Raw genomic sequence first — 13,292 nt, 5'->3', positions numbered from 1 at the left:
AATTGCTACATTTCGCTCCATGCTTCGTTCCAAGTACCAAGCCTTCTCGGATACGACGTCCGAGAACGTCTTCAAACCGAAAAAACAGGCAAACCCGATTACCCTGGTGGTGCTCGGTTATCTTATGCTTATAACCGTCGGCGCGGTACTCCTGCGCCTGCCGGTCTCCACCCGCGAGCCCATCGACTTTCTCCAGGCGCTCTTCACGGCCACATCCGCAGTGTGCGTGACAGGCCTTTCCGTCATCGACATCAGCTCGACCTTCTCGACATTCGGCAACTGGGTGCTCGTCGTCCTCATGCAGCTGGGCGGCCTCGGCATCATGACCGTGTCTACCGTGCTTATCCTGCTTGCGGGCATGCACCCGGGCTTTAACCACCAGTCCGTGCTGCTCGCCGACTTCACGCAAGAGGGAAACGTCGACGCGAAGCGCATCCTCATGGCCGTCCTCCCCTTCACGTTCATACTGGAAGCCATCGGCGGCGTGCTCTACTTTACGCAGTTTGGAGACATGGAGCTCCACGACCGCATCTTCTGCTCGCTATTCCAGGCAGTCAGTTCGTTCTGTAACGTCGGGTTCACGCTGTTCCCCGACTCGCTCGTACAGTTCCAGCTGAACCCGGTCATGAACATCACCACCTGCATCCTCGCGCTGGCCGGGGGCTTCGGGTTCCTCGCCATAACCGAGTTGCAGTATTCCTTCGACTTCAAGCAGCGCAAGTTCCGCAAGATTTCGCTCCATACCCGCATCGCGACGTTCTGCACGTTCGTCATCATCGGCGCAAGCATCGTCGCCTTCATGATAACCGAATGGGGCAACACGCTCGACGGCTTAAGCTTCTTCGACAAGCTCCAGACCACGTTCTTCATGGCCTTCACGAGCCGCACCGCGGGCCTCAACACGGTAGACACCCCGGCCCTGTGCGCAAGCTCCCTGTTCTTCTTCGCCATCATCATGTTCATCGGCGCAAACCCCGGAAGCTGCGGCGGCGGCATCAAGGTAACGACCGCGGCGGTCATCGGGCTGCTCGGGTTCAACCGCCTGCTCGGTCGCGAAAAGACCCAGGTCATGGGCCGTACCATCCCCGAAACCACAGTCGACAAGGCCGTGCGAATCTTCGTGGTCGCCATCGTCGTTATAGCGCTTGCAACGATGGTCCTCCTCATCACCGAGATTCCGGCGGGCACCGGGTTCAACGAGAACGGCACCCCCTTCCTCAAGATCCTCTTCGAGGTCATCAGCGCCTACAGCACCTGCGGACTCTCGATGGGGCTTACCGGCGAACTTTCCACCGTGGGCCAGATTGTCATCTGCTGCGTGATGTTTATCGGCCGTATGGGCCCGCTTTTCCTCATTTCGGCGGTCGCCGGCAGGGTCCAGAACACTACCTGGTATGCCGAAGAAGACATCATGGTGGGCTAATCCTCAATTGATAATTGATAATTAGGGATTGATTACTAAATTATAGCTCATGGCATCGAAGCAGTACATCATCATCGGGCTCGGCAACTCCGCCATCTTTCTGGCCCGTCACCTGACCAGTCTCGGCCACGACGTGCTCGTTGTGGACAACCACCCCGAAAAGGTGCAGGACATCTCCAGCACCGTATCGCAGGCCATGGTCGCCGACTCCACACGCAAGAAGCAGCTCGCGAGCATCCCGCTCCAGAAGGCGGACTCCGTCATCGTCTGTATCGGCGAGAACCTGGAAGCAAGCCTCCTTACCGTACTGAACCTGAAGGAACTCGGCGTAAAGCACATCATCGCGAAGTCCTCTAGCGCCGCCCACTCGAGCATCCTCGAGAAGCTCGGCGTATCCGACATCTTCCACCCGGAACGCGACAGCGCCATCGCGCTCGCCGAACGCCTGAACAGGCCGAACATGCTCGACTTCCTGCCGTTCATGGAAGGCTTCTCCATCGTCGAGGTCGTGTGCCCCGAAAAGTTCCAGGGCAAGACCCTCAAGGACCTCTCGCTCACGCACAAGTACGGCATCCAGGTCATCGCCATCCGCGACCCGCTCGAGACCAAGCCCAAGATAGGCAACCTCGCCGACTACGTGCTCAAGGAAAACGACGTGCTGTTCCTCATGGGCCCGAACGACGCCCTCGACGACTTCAAGGGCTAGCAGGGACCCGCCGCAAGCCGAAAAAACAGAATTCCTGTAATAATTACAAAAATTTATAACAAAACGATTGACAAAGCGCGATCGTGATTTTATAATTTCCATAATCACAGTTACAAACACCCAAACCCCCGCCAAGCGGGACAGGAGACACAAATGAAAGTATGGGTTTGCAAAGTCTGCGGTTATGTCCACATGGGCCCCGAGGCTCCGGACGAATGCCCCCAGTGCCACGCTCCCAAGAGCAAGTTCTTCGAAAAGGAGGACAAGTCTAGCGGCAAGATCGTATGGGCCGACGAACACAAGATCGGAGTCGCCCAGGGTCTCGATGCCGAGGTCGTCCAGGGACTGCGCGAGAATTTCGCAGGCGAATGCACCGAAGTCGGCATGTATCTCGCCATGAGCCGCCAGGCCGACCGCGAAGGGTTCCCCGAAGTCGCCGAGGCCTACAAGCGCATCGCCTTCGAGGAAGCCGAACATGCCGCCAAGTTCGCAGAACTCCTCGGCGAAGTCGTCTACCCCGACACCAAGAAGAACCTCGAACTCCGCGTCGCCGCCGAAGCGGGCGCCACCGAAGGCAAGCTCGCCCTCGCGAAGCGTGCGAAGGAACTCGGCTACGACGCCATCCACGATACCGTCCACGAAATGTGCAAAGACGAGGCCCGCCACGGCGGAGCCTTCCAGGGCCTGCTCGGACGCTACTTCAAGTAAGCGATGGCATCCGCTTCCGTCATGCTTCAAGAATGCGGGATCCGCCCGTCGCTACAGCGGGTCCTCATTCTCGACTACCTGAAAAGCGTCCATTCGCACCCGTCGGTGGATTCCATCTACCAGGCGCTGCTGCCAGGCAATCCCGGGCTCTCGCGGACGACCGTCTACAACACGCTCGAACTGTTCGCGGAAAAAGGGCTCGCCCTCTCGCTGGACTTCGGCGAAGGGTTCCTGCGCTACGACGGCGAGACCAAACCGCACAGCCATTTCCGATGCGAAAAATGCGGCAGGGTCATCGACATCGACAGCGTCCCGGAAGGTTGCGAACAGATGCTCCCCGAAGGCTGTTCGCTCACCGGAGCGTCGCTCTACATGTTCGGGCTCTGCCCGCAGTGCAACAGGGACCGCGACGTGTGACAAAGTTTACATAAGTTTATTTTTTTTCAGAACAAAATAACAAACCCCGCATAGGCGGGGTTTTCTTTTTAACTTATTATCTATCTTAGACTTAGGGGCGAGGTCCGACCTAGAACACCGGCTGGTCGCTTCCCTTTTCCTTGCCCTTCTTCTGCGCGAGCCCTTCCTTCGCGAGGGTGCGGTGCTCCACGTAGCCAAGAACGAAATAGCGGTTGGACTTGCCGACGACAGCCGTAAAGGCGTTCAGGACCTTGACCCCGAACCATTCCTGGTAGTTGTTGCGGCCTTCCTTGATGGCGGATTCAACAAGCGTCGGCGCCTGCGAAGGCTTGCCGTACTTGAGCGTAAACTGTTCCGACATGTATTCCGCAGCCTCGATGGCCTTGAACCTGCGGCTCGCCTCCACCTTGCCCGTGCGGATTTCAAAAGCGTAGAACTTGTCGTTCGCGTTAAAGATGAAAGAAACCTGAACCGGCAGTTCGCCGAAATTGAACATGGGAAGCACAACCCGCTCACCCTTGCCCATCTGGCCGAAGGGCTCGTAGCCCATCTTCATCACCTCTTCAATCACTGTCTCGCGCGAGGCGCCAAAGGGGATACCGGCAAATTCGAGTTCGCCATTGCGCTGCGCGAACGCTTCCATGGAAAGCGCCAGCAGCAACAAGACGATGATATTTCTAAACATGGACACGGACTATCTCCTAAAACCTTTGTAAAAGATAGTAAACTTTCAGCAAAAATGGGCCGTCCGGACGGTTTTAGGGCCTCTTTATCTATATTTTGCAACATGGCTAGCACTTTTGGCAAAATTTTCAGCGTGACGACCTGGGGCGAATCCCACGGTCCGGCAGTAGGCGCCGTCGTGGACGGATGCCCGGCAGGGCTTCCCCTCTGCGAAGAAGACATCCAGTTTTACCTCGACCGCAGGCGCCCGGGGCAGGGCGCGATGACCACCGCCCGCGACGAAAAGGACAAGGTCAGGATCCTGAGCGGCGTTTTCGAAGGCAAGACGACCGGGACTCCCATCTCGTTCGCCGTATTCAACGAGGACCAGCGAAGCCATGACTACGCGGATATCGAGAAATGGTACAGACCGGGACATGCCGACCTCTGCTACGACATGAAGTACGGGTTCCGCGACTACCGCGGCGGCGGACGCAGTTCCGCACGCGAAACCATCGGCAGGGTCTGCGCGGGCGCCGTCGCACGCAAGTTCCTCGCACAGGTCGCCGGAACAGAATTTATCGCGTGGGTCGATTCCGTCGGCAACATCGACTGCCCCGAATTCGACATCGGTACACTCACGCACGAATCTATCGAAGCCTCTCCCGTCCGCTGTCCCGTTCCCGAAGCGGGCATGAAAATGGAAGAAGAAATCCTCGACGCGAAGAAGAACGCCGACAGCATCGGCGGCACGGTGCGGCTGCTGGTGCGCGGCGTCCCCGCCGCACTCGGCGAACCCGTGTTCGACAGGCTCGACGCGCTGCTCGCCCAGGCGATGCTCAGCATCCCCGCCTGCAAGGGTTTCGAGATCGGCAGCGGGTTCGCCGCCGCGCGCATGCGCGGCAGCCGCCACAACGACGAAATCTACTTCGACGGCAAGCAATACCGCACGCGCACAAACAACGCGGGCGGCTGCGTCGGAGGAATCAGCAACGGCGAAGACATCCTCTGCCGCATGGCGTTCAAGCCCACCGCGACAATCGCGCAAGCGCAGAAGACCGCCGGCCGCGGAGGGGAGAACGGAGAACTCGCCGCCAAAGGCCGCCACGACCCGTGCGTCGCGGTACGCGCGCCGGTCATCGTCGAAAGCATGGCCGCTATCGTGCTTGCCGACCTCTACCTGCAGCAGAAACGCCACTGCCTGTAGCATGGCCTACGGCCAGGACGCCGCAACGACATGAACACAATAACGCGCCTCCCGCTCACATGCCTTGCCGCCTTTTACCATGCCGCATACCGGCTCCACCACCGCCTTTGCCTCAAGCCCGGGCAGCCGCTCCAAAATTCTAGCTTGTATGTAATAGGAAGCTTCCGCATCGGGGGCGCGGGCAAGAGTCCGTTCACCGCGTGGTTCGTCCGTTTCCTCCGCGAACAGGGCGCCGGGCGTATCGCTGTCCTTTGCCATGCGAAAGCCCGCGACGAAGCGCAAATGCTACGGCAGCGGCTCGCGCAATTGCCGCAGGTCCAGGTATTCTCGACAGGCAACCGCTACCGCACCGCCCACGAACTCGACGGCGAATTCGATGCGATCGTCTGCGACGACGGATTCGAGGACACCCGACTTTCCGGTGCCATAGTCATCCGCCTCGACTGGGAAGACCCGCCCGTGCACACCGAAAGCCTCGTGCCCGCGGGCATGTTCCGGAGCATGGCAACGGATCATGCGGCGCCCGCAATCGCGCTCCGTTGCGCGAGCACGCATACGGGCGCCGATGCCGATGTCACCTTCGGCATCGCGGGCATCAAGAACGCAGCGGGCAATTCCCTCAGCCGCGACCCGGTCCTCCTCTGCGGCATAGCCGACCCGTCCCGGTTCGCAAGCGACGTCGCCGCTTCGGGAATCCGCGCGACCCGCACCATCGCGCTCCGCGACCACGACAGGCGCCTGCGGCGTATCCTCGAGGCCCTTCTCCGCGATGGCGAACAAGTCGTCATCACCGAGAAGGACTTCGCAAGGCTCCCCCCGGAACTCCAAAATGAACATGCAGTCTTTATCGCCCGCCAGCGGGTTCTCGTCTCGGACTCCGCCAAAAACGCGCTTATCGCAGCCCGCGCGAACACAGGGCGCTAAACGGATGGCCTCACGTTATTATTTTTTATGCAACGCGCAAACCGCAAGAAGGAATAGAAAATGAATCTCTCTACGCGTATTAAGGATTTGATGAACGCCCTCTCCGCAGGCATCCCCGAACGCGAATTCTGTATCGAACTAGCCTTTCTCACGACCATCGTCCGTGAACCGTTCTACCTCTACGGCCGCTCCGGCTCCGGCAAGGCCATCGTCATCGACAGGCTCGTCGCCGCATTCAAGAACGCCAAGGCGCTCCGCATCGGCAGGCGCGTCCAGGAAATTCCCTCCAAGCTCAGCGACTATAACCTTATCGTATTCCAGAGCTACGACGTCACGAACGAGCGCCAAAAAGAGAGCGTGCAGATTGCGCTCCAGGATCGCGCCGGCACGCCGGTCATCATTTCGGGCGACCTGCGCCCCGAAGTGGCCCTGACCCGCGGTGAGATTGTAGACAAGATAGCGCTCACCGTCGCCCTCCCCGACAGCATCTCGGCAAGCGCCCTCTGTCAGCTGCTCACGACCCCCCGCGATGTGACCCTGACCGACATCCCCGCAGAACTCACCATCACGCCAGAAGAATCCGCGGAATGGAAAGAGAAAATCAACAAGATTGCATTCTCTGCCGATGCGCTCGACATGATCGGCAAGCTCGCCGAACTCTGCGACTCAAACAACATCTACGTCTCCATCAAGAAATGGATGGTCCTAAGCAACATCGCAAAGGCCGCCGCCTTCTTCAACGGGCGCACCGAAGCCAGCCTCATGGACACCTTCTTCCTCGGCACAAACATCTGGGGCCGCACCATTTCGAACAAGATTATTGTCGAAGGCTACAAGAAGATAGCCCTCGAAATCCTCCTGAAAAACATCCCGGAAATCCATGAAAAGCGCTACGATGCCGACGACCTCCTCGCCCGCATCGACAGGCTGCTGAACAGCAGCAACAACAAATACGACACCAGGGAATTCAACAACGAAGCCTGCGTTATGTACAAAGTTACAATCGCCGGCGAATCCACGCCGCTCTATGTTCCGCTCCGCTATATCGAAACGGACGGCGACTTCAACCCGTACAACGAACTGCGCCAGGTCGAAAAGCGCGTGCGCTGCAACTATCACGGCACTTCCAACTGTTCCATCGCCATCGACTCCGCAGTCAAGGGCATCGGGCTGCGCACCAACGTGGTCCGTTCCAGCAACAGCACCCTCAAGACAGGCAAGTTCGAAGATTACGCAACGCTCCCGACCTATATCCTGAGCGAAAACGACCCCGATATCATCGCGCAAAAGAAAATCCAGCGCGAAGAAATCCGGAAGGAAGTCAACGCCTCCATGGAACGCGAATCCAAGACGCTCCTGAGCCTGCGCGATACCTACCGCAACCTCAAGCAGAACCGCAACGAGCTGTTCTGCAATCAGCAGCTCTTCGACGAGATTCTCGGACAAATCAAGGAAGAATTCGACGCGACTTCCGTCCTGATTTCCAAAATCAAGGAAGCGCACGCCAAACTCGACGGCAAGGCGTCCTAGAGGTTGTCGATACTGTCGGGAATCTCGTTGCGCATCACGAGCAGGATCGCATTCTGCCCGACGATGACATACTTTTCGCCGTTGATTTCTATTTCGGTCCCGCTTGCGTGCAGGTAGAGCGCCTCGTCGCCTTCATGGACCTGTAGCGGCACATAGTTCACCGTATCTTCCCTTTCACCCGTAAAGATGGAATCCGGGTCACGGTTCGCAGGAATCGGGTATCCAGGCCCGACCCGCATCACGAGCCCCGCATGCACGGCGTCATGGTCCTTCACGCTCGGCGGCAAGTATAGCCCGCTCCCCGTTCGGTTCGACGCCTCCAGGGGCTTTATCAACACTCGGTCGCCAATTACAACAACATTTTTCAAAGCATCCATCATGGGCGCTAAAATAGAATTTATATTGCAGCTGTGGTCATCGCAATTCTCATAGCGCTCTGGTTTGCCATATCCATCGGCATACTCGGTATCGTCCTCTCGACACCGAAAGGGAGGGCCATGCTGAAAATCCTGTGGCGCAGCCGCAAAATTCGCATCGCATGCGCCGCGGCCGTCGTAGCTATCATCGCCATCGCCACCATCTTCGTGCTCCATCCGGAGCCAGCCGCCCCCGAACCGCTGGACGCAAGGCACATATTCGAGAGCTACTCCCGCACGCTCGTCTCCGCAATGGAATCAAGCGGAGCCGTCGCGATCGATCCCCGGTGCAACCTCGAAAGGCCGAAGCCCGAACTTGCGCACACGCTCCACGTCCTCGTCGAAGTCTACCACGAAATGGTCAACAGGCCCACCACGGCAAGGCTCGTGCGCCTCGACGACACGCTCGTCCTCTCCTTCGACGGCTACAAGCAATTCAAGAACAGGACCATCAAGATTACGAAGGGCGTGCAAAAAAGACTCGGCCCGCGCTATTCCATAAGGATGCAAAGCAAGGGCGAAAGCCACGAGCTCGAAATCACATACAGGGGAAGCCCCTGGGACAACGAACAGCTCTGCGCCCTTCCCGTCCTGGAAGCAAGCCTCCGCGAAAAGGTCGACCCCGCCATGCTCATGTCCATCATCCGCCACATTTCGGGATTCGACTTCAACTACGAAGGCGAAAAGACCGGACGCGGCCTGCTCGCACTGGATTCAGGAGACGGTCTCGCGCAAATCCGCACCGGGGCGCGCATGCTGAAGGCAGCCCTCGATACCGCCAAGAGCGAAGAAGACGCCATCGCCGCATTCTATCCCGAAAACAGCATCCAGGGGCTAAACGCCGAGTGGCGCAAGAGCCCGCTCAAGAACGGCTGGGTACAGGATGTCCTTGCCGACATCCCCTTCTACAGGAACAACGGATTGTCCCACGCGCAGGTCGGACGCTAGGCTACTTCCCGCGCTTTACCCCCATCGTGAACGTGTCGTCGCGCTTGCCGACAGTCTCGCGCCCCGCCTTCACGCGCCATTCGAGCTTCGATACATACGCGCCCGTGCCCACGAGCCTTCCATTCTCGCTGCGGGCGTTCCATGCGAGGAATACCTTCGCCGGATTCGAGCGGCAGTCTCCATTGAACACCGCAGTGTCGGAACAAGCCACGGAACCCTTCGCCCGGTTCACAAACTGGCCAAGGTTCGAAAAATAGCTCACTTCCCATTCGATGCGGATAGAATCGATGGACACCGAATCGCTCGCCGTAAGGCCCAGTTCCTGCAAATCGTAGTTCAAAAGCTGCCCCGGAAGGCCCGTCTGTTCCACGGCATCCTTCAAGGACATCTCGGGCGGAATAGCGAACGTGTGCACGCCGCCTTCCCAGGATGCAGTCTGTTCCGCAGTCTCCTGCGAAAGCGTAACCACGCCCGGCACGTCCACCAGCAATCTCTGGCCGCCAATGACCCTCACCCACGGATTGTTCGCATGGGGCACGTTCCCGCCCAGGTCCCGGATCGCGCCCGGCATGAGCCGCACCGAATCACCCACGGCAGGCAGCACCTCGTCTTCGCCGCCATAGAAGTAAAGGTCATAGCGCACGCCATTCTGCAACCTGGTCCTGCGTGGCGATACCATCTGCGCCGACGCCTGTTCGCCCATCCGCCAAATCCTGAAATCGAACAAGTCCTCCGCGGCGAGATTCGTATCGAGTGATCCCTCACTCAACAGGAGCGTCAACGTCGTCATCTTGTCCTTGCCCGGATTCACTATGGCGCTCAACAGCACGGGTCCGACCCTGTCCTCTACCATACCGTTCATCGAAAGCGAAATCGAGTCTCCCTTGTCCTCGTCCCAGTAGGTGTAATGGTAATGCAAGCCTCCCTGGTAGATTTCCTTGTTTCCGCCGGTAAAAACCTTGTCGAGCAGGGAATCCGCCGTCACTACGATATCGGACGCGTTCTCGATTTTCGTGCGGACACTTTCAACCCCCACGATTCTGCTCCAGGCCGAATCACCGAACGACCATGCAAGCGTATCGGGAATGTCGGAATCGAAGGCCTCGCTGAAGGGAATGTGCAGACTGTCGGGAACGCCGTCGCCATCTCGGTCGAACATGTAGCCCTTGCTCGCAAACGGCACGGGCGGTTCCATCATGTTGATGTTCTCCCACACGATCTTGTTCGCAACCTGCGAACCGGAAACCGTGAACGAGGCATTGTTGACCGCCGCAAGGCCCATCACGTTGAATATCGCATAGCCCGTAGAATCGGTCGTGACACTCGTGATCGGCTGTCCGTTAGCGTCCAGGAACGAAAGCGAATCCGCAGTCGTGAGGTCCACCGATACGATACAGTCGGCGCAGACCTGCCCGATATACATCACCATGATGCGTACCGGGTAAGACACAAAAGCCATCAGCGTATCCTTGCCGCCATTGTCACCCGGGACCCCCATCGGTTCGAGCAGCAAGTTGTAGCCTTTCGGGTCAAACGGTTCGCCCGCCGCATCCGCAAACGCGATATCCGGAAGCGGGTACTCCGGCACCTCGAAATACACCTGCGAACGCTGCGAGGGGTCGGCCACCAGGTAAAAATCGAGCATGTACATTCCCGGCGGGAGCGCACGCGCACGCACGATCGCCGCCGTATCGATAACAAAGCCCGCCATGTTCTCGTTGACGGTAATGCCGCCGTAGTTCACGCCCGGCTTCAGCACCTCGCCCTCCTGCAATGCAGTCTGCCCGTACAGAATGAAGGACGATTCCGCAAGCGTCGTATCCACCTTCCCCACGCTCGAAATGTCGCAGGTCAGGTTCTCTTCCGTAAGAATCTGCAGAATCACGTACTCGATGGTTCCGTCATCCGTATGCTGTTCCACCGGGAAGTAGCGCTTTTCCGTCTGCAGGTTGATGGAGGTGCGCATCTTGAAGTTCGAGCCCGTCGCGTTCCTTTCCGAGAAGAAAATATGGAACGGATAGATCTTGCCTTCCTCGAGCCCCATCGTGTCGAGATTCACCGCGCCTTCCACCGGGTTGTGGCATCCGCCGATATCCACCGCAAGGCGGTTGTCGATAAACACCCACACGTCATCGTCACCGCGGAACTCGAAGTACTGCCCCGGAATGTATTGGAACTGCGCCGAAATCTTCATCGCGAAGCTGTAGTTGTGCCTACAGCCGCTCACGTTCCAGTCAAATTTCGGGTTCTTCACCGTCTTCGCGGAATCCAGGTACTCAAAATCGTCAATCGGATAGAATCCCGGATTCAGCGTGTCGTTGCAGTCGTTCTCGTTCGTAAAGTCCGCAAGCCAGAACCCTTCCTCGTCGAGCGTGAGGTCGATATCGCGGCAAGTCGCATTCGTGTATTCCTTGCCCCCGGCATCGGTCGCCACTACCTGCGGCACAAACCATTTTTCAATCTCGTGCGCCGCGGAACACTGGTTCCACGGATAAACTAACGAATCCACGCGCGCAGGCAAGCCGTTCACTAGTTTATCCTGAACCATTCCCAACACGTGACCGCCACAGGTCTTGAGCGAATCGAGTTCGCCATTCTGGTTCTTCTCCCACACCGTCGTATAGGGGTTACCGTTATAGATGTTGCCGAAGTCCACGTCAATCGCGTCCGCATACGATTCTCCGGCCCAGTCCACCACCATCGCCGAAATCTTCATCTCGGGGCAACGTCCCAAGTGGTTCGGGAACGTCACGTCCAGCAGCGGGGCACTGCTCGAAACCGGGTAAGGGTGCACCCACACCGTATCGCGCACCTTCAGCACCGAATCAAGACGCACCATCTCGCCCAGATCCTTGCCCTCGACCGCAATGCCGCCCATGCTGTAGTAATCCATGCCGAACGTCTGCTTAAAATAGACGCCCCAGTCATCCACATGCTTGTAGTAGGTACCCTCGTACCAGCCGCAGGTATCCTTCTGGCGATCCATCGGCAGCGGGCCCATCTTTACCGTATCGTCCATCGAAACCACGAGCATCGAGGGCGACATGTCGTCCCACGGCGAAAGCAGGCGCACCACCTTCGGTTCGGGCGGGTAGTACACGAAATCCTTTACATGCAAAGACGTACTCGCGAACATCCACGTCTCGTAAATGCCGGCAGGGAACAGGTCCGTGGCCAGCGGGCGTTCCGCATCGTCAAAATACTTGTGCTGTGGCCACTCGTTCTGCCCGCGATAGAACTGCACCCACGCCCACGTCGAATTCCACTTCGGCGAACTCACCAGCGAATCGTCAAAACTGATATGCCGCCAGTACTTGTATTCGCCCTCGGCCGTGAGCGGAGTCGGCTGGTTCATGATGTTGTTGTCCACCGAGATGTAGAAGGCGCTGTCGCGGTAACTCGTGTTGGTGCGCCACGGGTGATAAACGTGAAGTACCCGCGTCGGGTCAAAGCATTCGCCCCTGCTCCCGATTTCAAGCGCCGCCTCGGGTGCGTCCGCCGTCCCGTCGACAAATACCGTGTCGGCGGTCGCAAGTGCCGCAGCAAGTTCCACGACGGCGGCACTGTCTGCCGGGAATGTATACCACGGGGCCTTGTAGCGGACAAAGTAAGCACTCTGTATCGGGTTAGCCGCCATCATCGCGGGCGTAACCGAGCCGTAGAACCACCCGCACTTCGAGGCATCGCCCGGAATGAACCGCATCAGCACGGAATCCGCACCGAAAATCATCTGCGGCAAGGACTTGTTACCCCACGGGCTCTTGAACCACACAATTTTCGAACCCGGAGCCATGAACGACTTCTCGTAGGTACCGTCAGCCTTCGTGTATAGCCAGAGCTCCGTCTCCGCGCCAAAGAACTCGCCCATCTTGAATTCGTTCGAGCCCCACGTGACGCAGTTGTTCTGGTTAAAATTATAGTCGGCAGTATTCGGGCAGGCCTTGATGTTGAAGCTCATCCAGTCCTGAAAATCGGCAAGCGTCTTGCCCACCCAAATGTAGGTGAACCAGCCGTCGCCATCGCTCTTCATCATCGTCGAGGAATTTGCGTCGAAATGCGGGTTGTAGTCGCCACCCGCACCGCCCAGTACATGCGGCACATAATCGCTCCGGGTCGCATCGTCACGCCACGGTGACTGGAAATGCAGAATAAGGTCGGCCCAGGCAGCAGATCCGAACAAAAAAAGCAAACAGACACCCAAACAAATGCGCTTCATACCAACTCCTTTCCGAGCGCAATAAACAACTATAGGTAATGTATATTCAAAAAGCGGAAAAAGAGCGTCTAGCAATCGCAAAAAGCGGAAAGCGTTGTCTTAAACGCAATAAAAAAAGCCCGCGGGAATGTGGC

11 protein-coding genes are annotated in these 13,292 nt (G+C 58.1%); 8 read left to right on the top strand and 3 right to left on the bottom strand.

Translation table 11 applies throughout. The features are described from left to right. Positions 1-19: 19 nt before the first annotated feature. The 4 genes from B4A77_RS00260 to B4A77_RS00245 all read left to right on the top strand — a co-directional run bounded on the left by B4A77_RS00260 (position 20) and on the right by B4A77_RS00245 (position 3,254). Positions 20-1,423, top strand: a complete 1,404-nt coding sequence (locus tag B4A77_RS00260; protein WP_173381590.1) for a TrkH family potassium uptake protein — start codon at positions 20-22, stop codon at positions 1,421-1,423. A gap of 49 nt (positions 1,424-1,472) precedes the next feature. Beyond that, the gene (locus tag B4A77_RS00255) at positions 1,473-2,129 is read left to right on the top strand and encodes a potassium channel family protein (protein ID WP_173381589.1); all 657 of its coding nucleotides are present in this window, start codon (positions 1,473-1,475) and stop codon (positions 2,127-2,129) included. A 153-nt stretch (positions 2,130-2,282) separates the two neighbouring features. After that, the gene (locus B4A77_RS00250; RefSeq protein ID WP_173366272.1) at positions 2,283-2,837 is read left to right on the top strand and encodes an NADH peroxidase; all 555 of its coding nucleotides are present in this window, start codon (positions 2,283-2,285) and stop codon (positions 2,835-2,837) included. A 3-nt stretch (positions 2,838-2,840) separates the two neighbouring features. Further along, positions 2,841-3,254: a Fur family transcriptional regulator gene (locus tag B4A77_RS00245; RefSeq protein ID WP_173381588.1), complete on the top strand. Its 414-nt coding sequence runs from the start codon at positions 2,841-2,843 to the stop codon at positions 3,252-3,254. Between the two features lie 109 nt (positions 3,255-3,363). On the opposite strand, the gene B4A77_RS00240 is transcribed toward B4A77_RS00245, so the two are convergent. Continuing rightward, the gene (locus B4A77_RS00240; protein ID WP_290725814.1) at positions 3,364-3,939 is read right to left on the bottom strand and encodes a hypothetical protein; all 576 of its coding nucleotides are present in this window, start codon (positions 3,937-3,939) and stop codon (positions 3,364-3,366) included. A 102-nt stretch (positions 3,940-4,041) separates the two neighbouring features. On the opposite strand from B4A77_RS00240, the gene aroC reads away from it, so the two are divergent. The 3 genes from aroC to B4A77_RS00225 are packed head-to-tail and all read left to right on the top strand — an operon-like array spanning position 4,042 to position 7,578. Further along, positions 4,042-5,124, top strand: coding sequence for a chorismate synthase (gene aroC / locus B4A77_RS00235; RefSeq protein WP_173381586.1), 1,083 nt, complete (start codon positions 4,042-4,044; stop codon positions 5,122-5,124). Positions 5,125-5,154: 30 nt separating this feature from the next. Next, a complete protein-coding gene (locus B4A77_RS00230) occupies positions 5,155-6,048 on the top strand; it encodes a tetraacyldisaccharide 4'-kinase (protein WP_290737254.1) in 894 nt (297 codons plus the stop codon). A 60-nt stretch (positions 6,049-6,108) separates the two neighbouring features. Beyond that, on the top strand, positions 6,109-7,578 hold the full coding sequence (locus B4A77_RS00225) for a hypothetical protein (RefSeq protein ID WP_290737252.1): 1,470 nt from the start codon (positions 6,109-6,111) through the stop codon (positions 7,576-7,578). Here B4A77_RS00225 and B4A77_RS00220 read toward each other — a convergent pair. Further along, a complete protein-coding gene (locus B4A77_RS00220; RefSeq protein WP_173366278.1) occupies positions 7,575-7,958 on the bottom strand; it encodes a co-chaperone GroES in 384 nt (127 codons plus the stop codon). The two genes, B4A77_RS00225 and B4A77_RS00220, sit on opposite strands and share 4 nt — an antisense overlap. A 30-nt stretch (positions 7,959-7,988) precedes the next feature. On the opposite strand from B4A77_RS00220, the gene B4A77_RS00215 reads away from it, so the two are divergent. Further along, positions 7,989-8,942 carry a hypothetical protein gene (locus B4A77_RS00215; RefSeq protein ID WP_290737250.1) on the top strand — a complete coding sequence of 318 codons (954 nt, stop codon included), beginning with the start codon at positions 7,989-7,991 and terminating at the stop codon, positions 8,940-8,942. Position 8,943: 1 nt separating this feature from the next. Here the strand turns inward: B4A77_RS00215 and B4A77_RS00210 are convergent, their stop codons facing one another. Beyond that, positions 8,944-13,158, bottom strand: a complete 4,215-nt coding sequence (locus B4A77_RS00210) for a fibro-slime domain-containing protein (RefSeq protein ID WP_290737248.1) — start codon at positions 13,156-13,158, stop codon at positions 8,944-8,946. Positions 13,159-13,292: the final 134 nt, after the last annotated feature.

The sequence above is a fragment of the Fibrobacter sp. UBA3718 genome (genome assembly GCF_002371935.1).
Taxonomy (GTDB): domain Bacteria; phylum Fibrobacterota; class Fibrobacteria; order Fibrobacterales; family Fibrobacteraceae; genus Fibrobacter.
Note: the sequence above shows the minus strand (reverse complement) of the source record. Positions and strands in the feature narration are given on the sequence as shown.